Origin of the sequence: Mycobacterium colombiense (assembly GCF_003284975.1) — a bacterium.
Classification (GTDB): Bacteria; Actinomycetota; Actinomycetes; order Mycobacteriales; family Mycobacteriaceae; genus Mycobacterium; species Mycobacterium europaeum_A.
Genome location: NZ_QMEU01000028.1, coordinates 23,319 through 38,863, shown reverse-complemented (window position 1 = coordinate 38,863; position 15,545 = coordinate 23,319). Strand labels below are relative to the sequence as shown.

Genomic DNA, 15,545 nt, shown 5'->3' with positions numbered 1-15,545 from the left:
CGGTCGGGCGCCGGTTACCTGGCAAGACAAAACGGGCATTATGTATGATCACTGCGGATCTGCGAGGCAGCGGCCCGACGGTATCCCCAGCGCCCGGCGCGACAGAAAGGCCGACCGATGCAGTACGACACCGTGATCGCCAACGGACGCTGGTTCGACGGGACGGGTGGGCCGTCGGCCTACCGGGACATCGGCGTGCGGGACGGGCGGGTCGTCACCATCGCCAAGGGTCCGCTGGACACCACCGGCGCCCGGGTCATCGACGCCACCGGTCAGTGGGTGATCCCCGGCATCATCGACATTCACACGCATTACGACATCGAAACCCTCTGTGAGCCGGCGCTTTCCGAATCGCTGCGACACGGCGTGACGACCGTGATGCTGGGGTCCTGCTCGCTGTCCACGGTGTACCTGGACAATGTCGACGCGGGCGACATCTTCGGCCGCGTGGAAGCGATTCCGCGGCGCTATGTGATCGAGCAGCTCAACGCGACCCGGTCGTGGCACAGCCCCAAGGAATATGTGGCCGCGCTCGAGCGGCTGAACCTGGGCCCCAACATCGCGGCGTTCATCGGGCACTCCGACATGCGCGCCGCCACGATGGGCCTGGACCGGGCGACCCGTAAGGACGTCCGCCCGTCGGCGGCCGAACTCGCGCGGATGGAGGCGATGCTGGAAGAGGCCCTCGACGAAGGCTTCGTCGGGATGTCCTCGCAGCAACTGCTGTTCGACAAACTCGACGGCGAGGTCTGCCGGTCGCGCACCCTGCCGTCGACCTACGCCAAGCCTCGCGAGCTGCGGCGCCTGAACGCCATCCTGCGGCGGCGCAACAAGATCCTGCAATCGGGTCCTGATATCAAGAACCCGCTGTCGATCGTTTCCCAGCTGGCCACCTCCCTCGGGGTGGGGCGCCGCCGGTTGAAGACCAGCCTGCTCTCGGCCGCCGACGTCAAGTCCCTGCCGCCGGTCATCTACCTGATGGACTGGCTGGCGCGGATGGTCAACGCGCTCGGCGCGGATTTCCGCTGGCAGCATCTGCCGGTCCCGTTCGAGGTCTACGCCGACGGGATCTCGCTGGTGATCTTCGAGGAGTTCGGCTCCGGCGCAGCGGCCCTGCACCTGCAGGACGAGATCGCCCGTAACGAGCTGATGCGCGACGAAGAATACCGGCGGCAGTTCCGCAAGGACTATGACCAGAAGTACGGCCCCCGGGTGTGGCACCGCGACTTCTTCGATGCCGACATCGTGGCCTGCCCCGACGAATCGGTCGTCGGTAAATCGTTCGGGCGGGTGGGCCTGGACCGCGGCGGCCTGCACCCGGTCGACGCGTTCCTCGACCTGGTGCTCGAGCACGGCGAAAAGCTGCGCTGGCGCACCACGATCTCCAACCACCGGCCCGAATTGCTCAAGAAGCTGGCGCAAAGCCCGGGCGTGCAGATGGGGTTCTCGGACGCGGGCGCGCACCTGCGCAACATGGCCTTCTACAACTCCGGGCTGCGCCTGCTGCGCCACGTGCGCGACGCCGAGAAGCGGGGCACGCCGTTCATGTCGATCGAGCACGCCGTGCACCGCCTCACCGGCGAGCTCGGCTCCTGGTACCAGCTCGACGCCGGCACCCTGCGGGAAGGCGACCGCGCCGATATCGTCGTGATCGACCCCGAGAAGCTCGACGACGCCCTCGACGCCTATGCCGAACATCCCGTCGAGTCCTACGGCGGGCTGTCGCGGATGGTGAACCGCAACGACGACACCGTCACGGCGGTGTTGGTGTCCGGCAACCTCGCGTTCGGCGCCGGCAAGGCGTCACCGGAGCTGGGCGAGAAACGATTCGGTGAGTTCCTCCGGGCGGGCGCGTCGGCGCGCAAGCCTGCCTACGCCGGCTAGCCGCGCCTATTGTGCGGGGGATTGTGCGCGGGCGCCGCAGTTTTCAGGCCACCGACGCGCCCAGGATGAGGTTGACCGCCTCGTCGAGCTGCCCGGAGATCTCGGCGAAGCTGACGAACCGGGCGGTCATCAGCGCACCCGAAAAGGTCATCTGCAGTGTGGATTTCACGGCTCGGGGCCAGCCCGGACCGAGGGCGGCCCCGATCCGCTTGGCCACTTCCTCGCCGATCTGTTCGCGAAGGGGCGTGACCGCCGGATCGTCGGCCATCAGCGCCGCGCCACACGCGGCGGTCAGTTCCGGCTCGTCGGCGACGACGACCGCCATGTCCCGCAGGGTTGCGCTCACCCGGGTTTTGGTCGTCTCGTTGACGTCGGTGTGCAGCGGCAGGTCCCGCAGGAAGCGCAGATACACCGCCGCCACCAGGGCGCTTTTCGACGGGAAGTAGGTGTAGGCGCTGGCCGGCGACACCCCGGCGCGCGTCGCCACCGCGCGCATCGTCAGGTTCGCGTACGAGGATTCCCGCAGCTCCGCCAGCCCGGCATCGAGCACCTTGCGGATGGTCTGTCCCGGCCGGCGGTCGGATCGGCGGGCCGCGCCCACCGTTTTCCCGGCGACCACCGGTGGCGACACATCTCTAGACACCCGTCCAGTGTAGAAACGTGTCTTGCCCACCAACAATCTCCATTGCGCGCGGTCGGCGCGAACGCGGGATCCCGATAACGGACAAGTGTCCAGAAGAAGCCCGGTTCTAGAGTGGCGGCTATGGGCGAAGCGGACCGGCGTCGCTGGGACGAACGGTACGCGGCCAAGGGGCCGCCACCGCTGAGTTCGGTTGCGCCTCCGGACGTTTTCGCGGGCCACGCGGATGTGTTTCCCGCCGCGGGCCAGGCCCTGGACCTGGCCTGCGGACAGGGGATCGGCTCGGTCTGGCTGGCGGCACGCGGCCTACAGGTGGTGGGGCTCGACGTCTCGCCGGTGGCCATCGCCCACGCGCGGGAACTGGCCCAGCGGGCCGGCGTGGGTGACCACTGCCGCTTCGACGTCGTCGATTTCGACGCCGGCCTCCCGGCGGGGGCGCCGGTCGATGTGATCCTGTGCTGCAAGTTCCGCGACCCCCGCCTCGACCGGGCAATCGTCGATCGGGTCGCGGCGGGCGGGCTGCTGGCGATCGCCACGTTGAGTGAGGTCGGGGCGAGCCCGGGTCCCTTCCGCGCCGTGGCCGGCGAACTGCCCGCCGCGTTCGCCGGCCTGGAGCTGATCGACGCCGGCGAAAGCGACGGTCAGGCGTGGCTGCTGGCCCGGCGCTGACCGCCGCGACCGGGGGCTAGTTAGCCGGCGGTGCCCTGAGCGCGGCTGGCGCGGCGGCGATCCGGCCGTCGTCGAGGCGCAGCGGTGCGGTGCGACATCGCCGATTCCGTGGGGGTGGGATTGGTCCTCGGCGACCTGCCGGTCCGGCGGCGCCGCTGCCCGCCGGAGTTGGCCCGATGCTGCGCCGGCGCGTGCGAGGGCGCCCGGGCTGGTGCGGGGGCCTGGTAGGGCGCGACCTCGCCCACCAGCGCCTGCACCGCCTCGGACACGGCGGTCACCTGCACCGGGGCGACCTGGATGCCGGCCTTGCGCATCAGCAGCTGGGTGTCACGGCGCTGCTCAGGCAGCACCACGGTGACGACGTCTCCGGCGCTGCCTGCCCGCGCGGTTCGCCCGGACCGGTGCAGATAGGACTTGTGCTCGGCGGGCGGGTCGATGTGCACGACGAGCTCGACCTCGTCGACATGCACGCCGCGCGCGGCGATGTCGGTCGCCACCAGCACCCGGGCGCCGCCCGAGGCGAACATCGCCAGGTTGCGCTCGCGTGCCGGCTGAGACAGGTTGCCGTGCAGGTCGACTGACGGAACTCCCGATTCGGTGAGCTGCCTGGCGAGCTTGCGGGCCTGATGCTTGGTGCGCATGAACAGAATCCGCCGACCGGTGCCGGAGGCGAGCCGGTGCACCACCTCTTTCTTGGCCTCGGCGTTGGCGACGTGGAAGACGTGATGGGTCATTTCGGGCACCGGCGAGTTGGGCTCGTCGACCGAGTGCAGCACCTCGTTGCGCAGGAATCGCTGCACGAGCTTGTCGACGCCGTTGTCCAGGGTGGCCGAAAACAACAGTCGCTGGCCGTCTTTCGGCGTCGCGGCCAGGATCCGGGTGACGCCGGGTAGGAAGCCGAGATCGGCCATGTGATCGGCCTCGTCGATGACGGTGATCTCGACGGCGTCGAGGCTGATCAGCCGCTGCTTCATCAGGTCCTCGAGCCGGCCCGGGCAGGCCACCACGATGTCGACGCCGGACTTCAGCGCGGCCACCTGGCGGCTTTGCGAGACGCCGCCGAAGATCGTGGTGACCCGCAGGCCGCCGGCATTCGCCAGTGGCTCGAGCGTCGCTGTGATCTGCGTCGCCAGCTCCCGGGTGGGGGCCAGCACCAGGCCCGAGGGCCGCGAGGGGCGCCGGTTGCCCGACGAGAGGCGGCTGACGAGCGGGATGGAGAAGGCCAGGGTCTTGCCGCTGCCCGTCTTGCCGCGACCGAGCACGTCGCGGCCGGCCAGGGTGTCGGGCAGGGTCTCGACCTGGATCGGAAAGGGATGGGTGAGGCCGCGCTTGACGAGCGCATCGACCAGGTGGGTGCGCACGCCGAGGTCGGCGAAAGTCTTGCTGGTGGTCACTTTTCGGTGCCTTTCGGGCATCGGTGGTGCCGCGCCGCAGGCGAGAACGCCGCGTGGCATCGGCACGAGGTGGCGAGATTGCCGGATGGCAAAATCGATCGCCGCGAGACAAGCTCGTGCGGGATGCACGGATCATCTAGGTGCCAAGCGCGATCTTCTTCGCTGGCACCGGAGGGATGAGGAAGCGTTCCACGACGGTGTTGGCATGCAGTAGTCATGAAGCCAACGTTGCTGCCAGCCTAGCGTATGCGACGCCGAACGGCTAAATGGCGTAGGTCACCCTTCGAGCCGCGAACGAACGGCCGCCAGCCGCGCCGCCAGCTCGTCCTCGTTGATGACGCCACGCGCCACGAGCGAGTGCGCGAGTGCCACCAGCCTATTCTCCGGATAGGGCAGGCCGGCGTAGACGGTTGCCGACAGCGTATCCTCGTCGTTGCGCCGCTCGACGAAACTGAGTACCTGTGCTCCGCAACTACTTTGATCGAGGGCATCGCAGATGCCGTCCAGGCTCGTCTGCCACGGCGGCACCGGGTTACCGACGCCGTGCTTGGCCGCCATGCGGCTCCAAATCTGGTTGCGTTCAACGATTTTCGTCAGCGGCGCGATGCTGGAGTGTTCGATGCTCATCGGTGCGCCCCGGGTCAGTCGCCAGCGGGGTGGACGGCCGGGCGCGTCTGGGTGACGGCGTTGGTGGTCACCCCCGGCTTGGGCAACGCGACGCCGATCAGGCAATCGCGCGTGATGATTTCGACGAGTTGGTCCTCTGTCCAGCCCTGCGTTCCGGCCGGTCGGACCGGCATCACCATGAACCGATGCTTCTGGTTGGAGTCTTCCACCCGGATCTCGACGTCCTCCGGGAGTATCAGGCCGAATTCCGCGAGCACCTGCCGCGGCCAGCGCACGATGCGGCGCCGATAGTTGGGGGTGCGGTACCACTCCGGCGAGTTGCCCAGAATCGGGCGCGGGTAGCACGAGCACAGCGTGCAGACGATCACGTGATGCAGCGTGGGGGTGTCTTCCAGCACGTGCAGGGCGGTGAAGTCACTCGGGGTTCCGAACCCGGTCGGTTCCAGCCAGTCGACCCCGACTTCCTTGCTGGCTGCCAGCGCATCGGTGCGCACCAACTCCTTGAAGTCGGGATCGAGCCAGGCCTTGGCCACCATGCGCGCTGCGGGGGTGGGCCCGATCTGTTCGGCGAACTCGGTGAAGCGGCGATGATCTTCGGCGGTGAAAATGCCCTTCTCGATGCACAATTCGCGCAGCGCGATCTCGAGGACTTCGAAGTCGGTGATCTCGTCGACCATGGGTGCGGCGGTGCGGTCGTGGTCGTGCTCGTGGTCGTGGTCTGTCATGCCGGAGGTCCTTTCGCCAAGCTATTCGGCCGATTCGAGCCACCGCTGTGGGAGTTCGGTCTGCAACGTGTCGTTGGCCGGTCCGGTGTAGCCGTGCCACAGGTCTGACAGGTTGAATCGGACGATGTAAAACCATTCGGGTTGTTGGTCCGGCGCGTCCCACGTCTCGTCCTCGGCGGCGGGGCTTTCGTACGAGACAACCGCGATCTCGCCCGTCGCCCCGCGCACGTACTCCTGCGTGCGGGTGTAGAGCAACACCGGCAGATCGCGGACCACGACCTTGTCGCCGACGTTGAACTTCGGTGCGCCGGCCTGTCCGGCGTACACCTGCGGGTCGCCTTTGCCGACGGCGTGGCGGTGGTGCCGGTTGCGTGGGACGGCGGCGGGATCGCCTTCGGACTTGGGCTTGGCCTGCAAGGGATTTCCGCGCAGGCCGTCGGCATAGCGGGCCTTGACCTCGGCCATGCGTTCGGCCAGTTCGCTGAGGCCGATGTGGTGTTTTTCGGCGAGGACGCGTGCGACCGCGAGCAGCCACCGCCCGTAGTAGGGCAGTCCGAGGTAGATGGTGCGGCCCAGGTCGACGTTGCCCATCCGGCGTCGTTCCTCGGACAACCAGATCCCGCGCCAGCCGAGCACCTCGCACATCACATAGGTGTTGTGCTCCCAGATCTCGTACTGCTTGTTCTCGAACTCGATGGGGGCGTCCGGCTCGCCGCCGACGTCGTGGGGGGTCTTGACATAGGCGTTGAAACGTTCGTGGTCAATGAGATCCGGCGTGGGGGCGTCGGGCAGTTCGGGGTAGGAGGATTGTAGCCGGGCTATCAGGTCGAGCTGTGCGGCTCGGTCCGACGCACTCGTCATCCCAGCTCCATTCGACTAGTCCAGCGCTTCCCTATACTTCACTCTTCCCGCCGGCATCCCGCAACCGCAAAGCGAACTTCGGTACGGCAGTCTCCGGTAACGTCACCGGAATGGAGCGGCGCGTCCTGGAAGCGGTCATTTATGAGCGTGAACCGCCGATTGCGCGGATCATTCTGAACCGGGTGGACAAGGCCAACACCAAGGACGCGGTCCTGGTCGGCGAGGTCGACAGTTGTTTGCACGAGGCCGACCGCGACAAGGACATCAAGGTCGTCATCCTCAAGGCGAACGGCAAGGGATTCTGCGGCGGCCACGTGGCGCGCTGGGGCCCGGACGAAAACCCGTATCCGGATTTCGGGGACACGTTCGAGGACCTTTACAAGGGCACTGCCGATCTGTTTTTGTGGCCGACGCTGTACCTGTGGGAATTTCCCAAGCCGACCATCTCGCAAATCCACGGCTATTGCATGGGCGGTGGCATCTATCTCGGACTGCTGACCGACTTCTGCGTCGCCTCCGAGGACGCGTATTTCCAAATGCCACTTGCCCAGAGCCTCGGCGAACCCGGCGGACACACCATGATCGAGCCGTGGCTGCTGATGAACTGGCATCGCACCATGGACTGGCTGCTGCTGGCGCCGACCCTGTCCGCGCAACAAGCGCTCGAGTGGGGCCTGCTCAACCGGGTGGTGCCGCGCGACGACCTCGAGGACACGGTTGAGGAGATGGCGCGCAGAATCGCCCAAATCCCCTTGACCACACTGATGGCGGTCAAGAACAACGTGAAGCGCGCGTGGGAACTGATGGGCATGCGGGTCCATCTTCAGGTCAGCCACATCCTGACCAACATGGTCGGCGCCGCGTCCGACGTGCAGGCGCGGCGCGCCGAGCTGATGCAGTCCGGCATGAAGCCACGCGAGTTTGTCGACAAACCCGAATCGCCCGCCTAGCGGCTCATCTCACCGGCGATCTTGCGTCCGGCGGCATGGCGCGCGGCGACGTACCCGAACACCATCGAGCTGGCGATGCTCGCGCCGGCGCCGGGATAGGTCCGGCCCATCACCGTCGCGGTCGTGTTGCCGGTGGCGTACAAGCCCTCGATCACCCGGTCCTGTTGGTCGAGAACCTGCGCGTGTTGGTTGGTGATGACGCCGCCGCACGTGCCGACGTCGGCCGGCAGCACCCTGGTCGCGTAGTAGGGGGCGGTGTCGAGCGGGCCGATGGCGGCGTTCGGCCGATAGCCGGGGTCGCCGAGGCAGTCGTTGTAGGCGGACTGGCCGCGGCCGAAGTCGGGATCCAGCCCCTTGGCCGAGAATTGGTTGAATCGCCGGATCGTGCGCGCCAGTTCGTCGGCCGGAAGATCGATCTGGCGGGCGAGGTCGGGGATGCTCGCCGCCCGGGTGACGGCACCGGACTCGAACAGCTCGGGCGGCAGCGGCTGGTTTCGCTTCAGGGCTTTCAGGGGGCTTGCGCTCGTGACGTATCGGCGCACGTATCCCTCGTCGAAGATCATCCAGCACGGCACCGCCTTGTTGGCGTACATCGCCTTGCCGACCTCGACGTAGGAGTTGGACTCGTTGCAGAACCGCCGCCCGGTCGAGTCGACGTAGATGGCACCGGGACGCTGGCGTCCCGAACCGAGCGAGGCGGCGACGGCGCCGCCGTTGGCGATGAAAACCGAAGGCAGCCACCAGGCTTCGTCCAGCAGGTCGGTCTTCGCGCCCAGTCGCATCGCCGCCTCGAGGACCTCGCCGGTGTCACCGGCGTTGGCGATCGACCACTTCCCCTCGTTGGGCTGGTTGCCGCTGTAGCGGCGGCGCATCTGCTCGTTGTGGCCGAAACCGCCGGCGGCCAACAGGACTCCCTTGCGGGCCTCGACGGTCAGCGGCCGTCCGTCGCGGACGACGCGCACGCCGACCACCCGGCCGTCGTCGACGACCAGATCCGTCATCGCGGCTTGCGTCCACAGTGGGGGATCACCGTCGCTGAGATCGATCAGCGCCTTGAGCATCTGGGCGATCAGCGAGGCGCCGTTGGTGAGGAGTTGACGCCGCCGGGCCCGGGCGATCACCGTGCGCAGGAATACCCGCGACGCGACGGCCAAGGCGCGTGGTGCGCGGTTGAAATATTGGACCGACCGTAACTCGTTGGTCAGCACCACATATCCGTAGTTCTTGGCCAGCGGCGGCTGCACCTTTTCGCTCCAATCGCCGAGCCGCGCGGCGTCGAACGGGATGCCCTCGACCGCGCGGCCGGAGGCGTTGCCGCCCTTGTGGTTCGGGTAGTAGTCGCTCCAGCCCGCGCAGCGGATCAGCGCGACACCCTTGCGGGTGAGGAAGTTGATCATTTCGAAGCCCGCGGTGAGGAACATTTCGCGTCGTTCGGGTGAGGAGGGCGCGCCGATGTCGCCGACCACGTCGGCCAGGTAGGCCAGGCCGTCCTCATGGGAGTCGGCGATGCCGTCGGCGCGCATCAACGGGTTGTTCGGCAGCCACACGATGCCGCCCGACAGCCCCGTCGAACCGCCGACCAGCGGCTGCTTTTCGATGATCAGCGGTTCGAGGCCGCAGTCCAGCGCGGCCAGCCCGGCGACCATGCCGCCCCCGCCGCTGCCCGCGATGACCAGGTCCACCGAGTGGTCCCACCGGCCGGTCATCGCGCCGCCGCGCCGAAGCCGAGGTCGACGATCGGTACGTCGATGGTGGTGTTGGTCTTTCCGATGGCGGGCAGCAGAGTGGTGTAGGGCAGCCCGGCCAGGAAACCGTCGATGACGCGTTCGAAGTTCGAGATCAGCCCCTCGATCTGATCCGACAACCGCATGAAGTCAAACCCCTTGGAATGCAAGCCCTTCTGCTGCCGGGGCAGGTTGGAGAAATCCTGGGCCGGGATGGGCGGCCACCGCGGGTCATCGGGTGCCATGGGTTCGGGAGGCGTGGGCTTGCCGGCCGAGGCGTCTGCGGGATACCGGGTCAGCGACCAGATCTCGAACAGCGTGTCCTCGGGACCCAGCGGACGGATGCGGTACGAGGAGGCGCTGCTATAGGTGGGCAGGATGAAGTGGTGCGGGAAGGCGAATCCGATCGCGTCGGTGATCCCGCGCCGAACCAGCTCGTTGAGGTCGGGCATGGTGCTGCCGCGGGCGCGATGCCAGTTGACGACGGCGTCGTTGAGCGCGTCGCGCCACCCCGCCATCGCCGCGCCCGGGTCGGCCGGCAACTCGATGTGCTGGAGTCCTTCGGCGATGCGAATGTCGTTCTCGTGCGTCATGCCGCCCATGCCGGCGCCGAGCGTGCGCATGAAATACAGGCTGCTCGCGACGACGGGATGCACTGCCGCGCGGGGCTGTCCGGTCTGCGCGGACGGCAACAGCTGCGGATGGGTCTGCGGGACGTGGTAACCCTCCATGAACGCCGCGGTCGCGAGTTTCCAGTTCACCGGCAGCCGGCACGATTGCCACCATTCCACCCGCAGCGACTCCACCCGCCACGCGTCGTAGATCGAGGCGAACGGTTCCATCCAGTCGCGCAGTGCTGGAGCGTCGTCGTCGAGGTTGATCCACGCGCAGCCACCCCAGAGCTCGCAGCGCACCGAGACGAGCGCCAGGTCGTCCGGGCGCAGGTTGTCTTCGGCGAACGCTTCGGGGCGTAGCACGAAGGTGTTGCGCCCGTCGATGCCCCAACACCAGCCGTGGAAGGGGCAGACGAAGGTGCGCCGGTTTCCGTTGCCTTCCACCAGCTTCACGCCGCGATGGCGGCAGGCGTTGTGGTAGGCGCGCACGGTGTCCTGGTCGACGCGGACCACGATGATCGAGTCGTCGAGGATCTCGTACTCCACGTAGTCGCCGGGCTTGGGGATCTCCTCGAGCCGGCAGGCCATCTGCCACACCCGGGGCCAGAACAGCTGCGCCTCCAGCGCGTAGAACTCCGGATCGAAGTAGCGTTGCTTGGGGATTCGATCGGCGGCCTGGACCGCCCAGGGCACCGGTAGTGGCGTCCAATTCACCGCCGCCCGGTGCGCGGTTTGCGGGTTGGAAATCTCGTTGCCCATTCCTACAGCCATCTCGTCATTCCTTGCGTCACATCACAAGATCCGCGACACCCGTCCTTGCCAGTAGCGGTCGCGGATGCGTCTCTTGTAGAGCTTGCCGTTCGGGTCGCGCGGCAGGGCGTCGAAGTCGACGGTGCGGGGGCACTTGTACCCGGCCAGGTAAGCCCGGCAGTATTCGATGAGCTCGGCCTTTAGCTCGGGTCCCGCGATGACGCCGTCGGCCGGTTGCACGACGGCCTTGACCTCTTCGCCGAATTCGTCGTTGGGGACCCCGAACACCGCCGCGTCCACCAGCTTCGGATGCATGACGAGCAGATTCTCGACCTCTTGCGGGTAGATGTTGACCCCGCCGGAGACGATCATGAACGTCGAGCGGTCGGTGAGGTACAGGTATCCGTCGGCGTCGACATAGCCCATGTCGCCGAGCGATCGCCAGCCGCGGTCGTTGGACACCGATGCGGTCTTGGCGGGGTCCTTGAAGTATTCGAAGTCCGGTCCACCCTCGAAATAGAGTTCGCCGGATTCACCGACCGGAAGCTCCCGCCCGTCCTCGCCGACCACGTGCACCGGGGCCATCGGAATGCCCACCGAACCGGGATGGTCGAGCCACTCCCGGGGCCCGATCGTGGTGCCCGCGAAACCCTCTGTGCCGCCGTAGTATTCGTGGATTATCGGACCGAACCAGTCCATCATCCGGTGCTTCACATCGACCGGGCACGGTGCCGCCGCGTGGATAACGCACCGCAGGCTCGAGACGTCGTAGCGCCGCCGGACGGCTTCGGGCAGCTTGAGCATGCGTACGAACATGGTCGGGACGAACTGCGCGTGGGTCACCCGGTGGGTCTCGATCAGGCGCAACACCGCCTCGGCGTCGAATTTGTGCATGAGGACCGTCGCGGCGCCCACCCGGTTGGCCGCCATGGTGTAGTTGACGCCTGCCGCGTGATACAGCGGCGCGGGGGACAGGTACACGCTCGAGGAGTCCATTCCGTATCTGTGAGCCAGCGCCAGCTCGAGCACCGACTGCGCCCAGGATCCGTTGCCGTCGGCGGGAAGCGGTCGCCGCACCGCCTTGGGCCGCCCGGTGGTCCCGGACGAATACAACATCTCCGACCCGTCCGACACCGGTGGGGCCTCGCCGGCCGTCGCCAGCGCGTCGTCATAGGACTCCCAGCCCGGTAGCGCGCCGCCGACCGAAAACCGGGCGACCACCGCGGCATTGGCGTCACCGATGTGCGCGGCCAGTTCGGGCAGCGAGGCATCGACGAATACCGCCTTGGCGTCCGAATCGTCGATGACGTAGCCGACCTCGTCGGGCAGGAAATGCGTGTTCACCGCGGTGTAGTAGAGGCCGGAAAGCTGTGCGCCCCAGGTGATCTCGAGAAACTCCGGCCGGTTCGGCAGCACCAGCGCCACGCCGTCGCCGCGTCGCAGCCCCGCCCCGTGCAACGCGGCGGCCACCCGCTTGCTGCGGGCATGCAGTTGGCCGAACGAGATCGTGCCGCCGTCGGTGATCAGGGCCGGCGACTGTGCGGCGGCGATCGCGTGGTCGGCGATGTTCACCAGGGGACCTAAGGTGTTGCGGCGCCGTCGGTCTGGGCGGCGGCCGCGGCCTGGCGGCGGGCGTGCTCGGAGGGCAGCACCTTGTCCTTGAACACGGTCTGGATCAGCTGCTGCACGTCCTTGCTGATGGAGGCCAGCGCGACGAGGTCATTGGAGCTCTGCCAGTGCACCCGCATGCCCATCAGCTCCCAGGCGCGTTTGAGGTTGGCCTTGGTGAGCATCAGGGTCGTCAACGGTGCCTGGGCGATGTGGCGGGCGATCGCGTCGACGCGGTCGTCGAGGTCCTCCCGCTTGACCACCTCGTTGACCAGGCCGACCTCCAGCGCCTTCCTGGCGTCGATCACCTCCGCGGTGAACAGGTAGTAGGCGGCGCGGCGCCAGTTCATGAACACCCAAGGCTCGATGGAACATTCACCCGACGGCATGCCGAAGCCCTGCAGCGGCGGGTAGGAGAAGTAGGCGTCCTCGGAGGCGATGACGATGTCGGTGGTCAGGCCCATGTGTGTGCCGCCGCCCACGCAGTAGCCGTGCACCTGCGCGATGGTGGGCTTGGAGAACTCCCACAGGTTCAACGTCGGCTTGACGAACAGGTCCGACTGCGCCTTCCACGGGTGGCCGGTCACCATGGCGTTCTCGACGAACGACGGGTAGTCGACGGCGTTGTTGCCGATCGCGTGCCCGGAGCAGAAGCCCTTGCCGTTGGCCTTGAGCACCAGCACCTTGATGTCGTAGTCGCGGTCGGCGTCGGCCAGCGCGGCGTCGACCTCTTCGGCCAGCTTCTGGTCCTGGGCGTTGGCCTTCTCCGGCCAGTTCAACGTGACGCGGGCGATCGGGCCGTCTTTTTCGTAGATGATTCTCTCGCGGGTCTCGTTGAGATCCATCGGGCTTTACCTTTCCTCGTTAGGACGTGATGATGCCGATTTCGGCGCCGATGTCGTAGGTGGTCCCGACCTGAGCCTTCCAGTGCACGGTGCCGGATGCCCCAGCTTCGATTTCCTGTTCCACCTTCTCGGTGGCGACCACAAAGAGGGGCATGCCCTCCTCGACGTGTTCGCCGGCGTCGACCAGCAGGCCGGTGAGTTCGGCCTCGGACACCGCCACCGATACCCGGGGGATGCGAATGACGAAGTCAGCCATGCACCTTCGCCTTCTGACAGGTGCGCTGCGCCGCCGCGACGATGCGCGCCGGCGACGGATACACCTGGGCCTCGAGCGCGGCGGCGGCCGGGTTGGGCACGAAGCGCGCGGCAACCCGCTCGACGGGTGCGGCGAGTTCGCCGAACAACTCGGTCGACAGGATCGCGGCGATTTCGGCTCCGGGACCGGCGAATTGGACCGCGTCGTGCACGATGACGGCTCGGCGGGTGCGCCGGACGGATTCGACAATGGTCTCGACGTCCAGCGGCACCAGGGTGCGCAGATCGACGACCTCGGCATCGACGCCCCGCTCGGCCAGGGTCGCTGCCGCGGCAAGCGCGTCGTGCACGCAGCGTCCGTAGCCGATCAGGCTCACGTCGGTGCCGGGCCGCTTGATGTCGGCCTGACCCAGCGGGATCGAGAAGCCGGGATCGACGGGCACGGGCCCCTTCTTGCTCTGCAACCGGATGGTTTCGACGAACAGGCAGGGGTCGGCGTCGAAGATCGCGGTCGTCAGCAGGCCTTTGCCGTCGCGCGGGGTGGACGGCACGATCACCTTCATCCCGGGAACGTGCATGAACCAGGCCTCCAGGCTCTGCGAATGCGTCGCACCGGTGGCCAGTCCGGCGTAGACCTGGGTGCGCACGGTGATGGGCGCCGACGTGCGCCCGGCGGTCATGAACCGCAGTTTGGCGGCGTTGTTGATCAATTGGTCGGCGGCGATCCCGATGAAGTCCATGATCATGATCTCGGCGACCGGCAGCAGACCGTCGATGGCCGCGCCGATCGCCGCGCCCAGGATGGCGGCCTCCGAGATCGGTGTGTCCAGCACGCGTTCGTGGCCGTATTTGGTCGACAACCCCGCGGTCGGGCCGGACGCACCGGGATCGGCGATGTCCTCGCCGAGCAGGAACACCCGCTCGTCGGCCTCGAGCGCCTGATCCAGCGCGAGGTTGAGGGCCTCGCGCATCGTCATCTCCTGATCGGCCATGTCCTACACCGGAAACCCGATGGTCGCCGCGTAGACGTCGCGGTCGAGCTCGTCGATCGATGCCGCGTCCGCGGCCAGGACGGTGCGCAGTGCGGCTTCCACCGCCGCCACCGCCTCGCCGTCGATGCGATCCAGCTCGTCGTCGCGGCAGGCGCTCGTCTCCGCGAGGTGGGAGCGGAACCGGGGCACCGGATCGGCGGCCATGGCCGCTTCGAGTTGCTCGGAGGGGATGTAGGGCATGCGGTCGCCGAAATAGTGGCCGCGGAAGCGGAACGTCACACACTCGATGAGGGTCGGCCCACCGCCGCTGCGCGCCCGCTGCAGCGCCTCGTCGAGCGCGGCCTGCACCGCCAGCGGGTCGTTGCCGTCGACGCGCACACCCGGCATCCCGTATCCGGCGGCCCGATCGGCCACCCGCTCGAGCTTCATGGTGTCACCGGTCGGGGTCATCTCGGCGTACTGGTTGTTCTGGCACACGAAGACCATGGGCAGGTCCCACAGCGCGGCCATGTTGGCGGCTTCGTGGAAGGAGCCGGTGTTGGTGGCACCGTCACCGAAGCTGACCACCGTGACACGGTCGAGTCCCTTGCGTTTGGCGGCCAGCGCCAGTCCCACGGCCACCGGCGACCCGGCACCGACGATGCCGGTCGAAAGCATCACGCCCACCTCGGGTTTGGCGATGTGCATGGTGCCGCCCTTACCCCGGCTGGCGCCGACGGTCCGGCCCATCATCTCGCCGTAGATCTCCTCGAGCGGCACTCCCTTGCCGATGAGATCGTGCAACCCGCGGTAGGTGGTCACCAGCTGATCGTCGGGCCGCAGCGCGACACCCATCGCGGCGGCGATCGCCTCCTGCCCGCGGGAGGGCCAGTACACGCACATGAACTCGCCGGTGCCGATCCCCTTGGACAGCCGGTCGTCGGCCGCCTTCATCAGCACCATGAGTTCGTACAGGCGCCGCTGGATCTCGGGGTCGTCGGTCATCGCCGAACCCCGTTGCGGTGCAG

The 15,545-nt window shown here is 67.6% G+C and carries 15 protein-coding genes; 3 read left to right on the top strand and 12 right to left on the bottom strand.

Annotated elements, in window-relative coordinates:
* Positions 1 to 117 precede the first annotated feature (117 nt).
* Positions 118 to 1,884: an N-acyl-D-amino-acid deacylase family protein gene (locus tag DQP58_RS12230; RefSeq protein WP_112708642.1), complete on the top strand. Its 1,767-nt coding sequence runs from the start codon at positions 118 to 120 to the stop codon at positions 1,882 to 1,884.
* Positions 1,885 to 1,927: 43 nt separating this feature from the next.
* On the opposite strand, the gene DQP58_RS12225 is transcribed toward DQP58_RS12230, so the two are convergent.
* Complete coding sequence (locus DQP58_RS12225; protein ID WP_112708641.1) at positions 1,928 to 2,527, bottom strand: TetR/AcrR family transcriptional regulator; 600 nt, start codon at positions 2,525 to 2,527, stop codon at positions 1,928 to 1,930.
* A gap of 120 nt (positions 2,528 to 2,647) precedes the next feature.
* Between DQP58_RS12225 and DQP58_RS12220 the strand changes: the two genes are divergently transcribed.
* Positions 2,648 to 3,193, top strand: coding sequence for a class I SAM-dependent methyltransferase (locus tag DQP58_RS12220; protein WP_112708640.1), 546 nt, complete (start codon positions 2,648 to 2,650; stop codon positions 3,191 to 3,193).
* Positions 3,194 to 3,213: 20 nt separating this feature from the next.
* Here DQP58_RS12220 and DQP58_RS12215 read toward each other — a convergent pair whose 3' ends face one another.
* The 4 genes from DQP58_RS12215 to DQP58_RS12195 form a co-directional block, all read right to left on the bottom strand.
* Positions 3,214 to 4,587, bottom strand: coding sequence for a DEAD/DEAH box helicase (locus DQP58_RS12215; RefSeq protein WP_112708639.1), 1,374 nt, complete (start codon positions 4,585 to 4,587; stop codon positions 3,214 to 3,216).
* 276 nt (positions 4,588 to 4,863) lie between these two features.
* Positions 4,864 to 5,214, bottom strand: a complete 351-nt coding sequence (locus DQP58_RS12205; RefSeq protein ID WP_112708638.1) for a thiocyanate hydrolase — start codon at positions 5,212 to 5,214, stop codon at positions 4,864 to 4,866.
* 14 nt (positions 5,215 to 5,228) lie between these two features.
* Entirely contained in the window at positions 5,229 to 5,939 is a 711-nt protein-coding gene (gene scnC / locus DQP58_RS12200) for a thiocyanate hydrolase subunit gamma (protein ID WP_112708637.1), read from the bottom strand.
* A 21-nt stretch (positions 5,940 to 5,960) separates the two neighbouring features.
* Positions 5,961 to 6,800 (bottom strand): SH3-like domain-containing protein, encoded by an 840-nt coding sequence (locus DQP58_RS12195; protein ID WP_112708636.1) that lies wholly within the window; start codon positions 6,798 to 6,800, stop codon positions 5,961 to 5,963.
* Between the two features lie 110 nt (positions 6,801 to 6,910).
* On the opposite strand from DQP58_RS12195, the gene DQP58_RS12190 reads away from it, so the two are divergent.
* Entirely contained in the window at positions 6,911 to 7,750 is an 840-nt protein-coding gene (locus DQP58_RS12190) for an enoyl-CoA hydratase-related protein (RefSeq protein ID WP_112708635.1), read from the top strand.
* Here the strand turns inward: DQP58_RS12190 and DQP58_RS12185 are convergent.
* From DQP58_RS12185 to DQP58_RS12155, 7 genes are all read right to left on the bottom strand, one after another.
* Positions 7,747 to 9,456, bottom strand: coding sequence for an FAD-binding protein (locus DQP58_RS12185; RefSeq protein ID WP_112708634.1), 1,710 nt, complete (start codon positions 9,454 to 9,456; stop codon positions 7,747 to 7,749). The two genes, DQP58_RS12190 and DQP58_RS12185, sit on opposite strands and share 4 nt — an antisense overlap.
* Positions 9,453 to 10,802 carry an aromatic ring-hydroxylating oxygenase subunit alpha gene (locus tag DQP58_RS12180; RefSeq protein WP_240629774.1) on the bottom strand — a complete coding sequence of 450 codons (1,350 nt, stop codon included), beginning with the start codon at positions 10,800 to 10,802 and terminating at the stop codon, positions 9,453 to 9,455. Before DQP58_RS12180 ends, DQP58_RS12185 begins: the two co-directional genes overlap by 4 nt.
* Before the next feature lie 78 nt (positions 10,803 to 10,880).
* Positions 10,881 to 12,410: an acyl-CoA synthetase gene (locus DQP58_RS12175; RefSeq protein WP_112708632.1), complete on the bottom strand. Its 1,530-nt coding sequence runs from the start codon at positions 12,408 to 12,410 to the stop codon at positions 10,881 to 10,883.
* 8 nt (positions 12,411 to 12,418) lie between these two features.
* Positions 12,419 to 13,291 (bottom strand): enoyl-CoA hydratase-related protein, encoded by an 873-nt coding sequence (locus tag DQP58_RS12170; RefSeq protein WP_112708631.1) that lies wholly within the window; start codon positions 13,289 to 13,291, stop codon positions 12,419 to 12,421.
* 19 nt (positions 13,292 to 13,310) lie between these two features.
* The gene (locus DQP58_RS12165; protein ID WP_112708630.1) at positions 13,311 to 13,547 is read right to left on the bottom strand and encodes a lipoyl domain-containing protein; all 237 of its coding nucleotides are present in this window, start codon (positions 13,545 to 13,547) and stop codon (positions 13,311 to 13,313) included.
* Positions 13,540 to 14,538, bottom strand: a complete 999-nt coding sequence (locus DQP58_RS12160) for an alpha-ketoacid dehydrogenase subunit beta (RefSeq protein ID WP_112708629.1) — start codon at positions 14,536 to 14,538, stop codon at positions 13,540 to 13,542. The genes DQP58_RS12165 and DQP58_RS12160 overlap by 8 nt, the downstream gene beginning before the upstream one ends.
* Positions 14,539 to 14,541: 3 nt before the next feature.
* Positions 14,542 to 15,522, bottom strand: coding sequence for a thiamine pyrophosphate-dependent dehydrogenase E1 component subunit alpha (locus DQP58_RS12155; RefSeq protein ID WP_112708628.1), 981 nt, complete (start codon positions 15,520 to 15,522; stop codon positions 14,542 to 14,544).
* Positions 15,523 to 15,545 lie beyond the last annotated feature (23 nt).

Excerpts from the sequence above, each read along its gene's own strand:
- DQP58_RS12190 (WP_112708635.1), top strand. The coding sequence starts at position 6,911 with ATGGAGCGGCGCGTCCTGGAAGCGGTCATTTATGAGCGTGAACCGCCG.
- DQP58_RS12220 (WP_112708640.1), top strand. The coding sequence starts at position 2,648 with ATGGGCGAAGCGGACCGGCGTCGCTGGGACGAACGGTACGCGGCCAAG.
- DQP58_RS12205 (WP_112708638.1), bottom strand. The coding sequence starts at position 5,214 with ATGAGCATCGAACACTCCAGCATCGCGCCGCTGACGAAAATCGTTGAA.
- DQP58_RS12160 (WP_112708629.1), bottom strand. The coding sequence starts at position 14,538 with ATGGCCGATCAGGAGATGACGATGCGCGAGGCCCTCAACCTCGCGCTG.
- DQP58_RS12185 (WP_112708634.1), bottom strand. The coding sequence starts at position 9,456 with ATGACCGGCCGGTGGGACCACTCGGTGGACCTGGTCATCGCGGGCAGC.
- DQP58_RS12170 (WP_112708631.1), bottom strand. The coding sequence starts at position 13,291 with ATGGATCTCAACGAGACCCGCGAGAGAATCATCTACGAAAAAGACGGC.
- DQP58_RS12155 (WP_112708628.1), bottom strand. The coding sequence starts at position 15,522 with ATGACCGACGACCCCGAGATCCAGCGGCGCCTGTACGAACTCATGGTG.
- DQP58_RS12195 (WP_112708636.1), bottom strand. The coding sequence starts at position 6,800 with ATGACGAGTGCGTCGGACCGAGCCGCACAGCTCGACCTGATAGCCCGG.
- DQP58_RS12165 (WP_112708630.1), bottom strand. The coding sequence starts at position 13,547 with ATGGCTGACTTCGTCATTCGCATCCCCCGGGTATCGGTGGCGGTGTCC.
- scnC (WP_112708637.1), bottom strand. The coding sequence starts at position 5,939 with ATGACAGACCACGACCACGAGCACGACCACGACCGCACCGCCGCACCC.
- DQP58_RS12230 (WP_112708642.1), top strand. The coding sequence starts at position 118 with ATGCAGTACGACACCGTGATCGCCAACGGACGCTGGTTCGACGGGACG.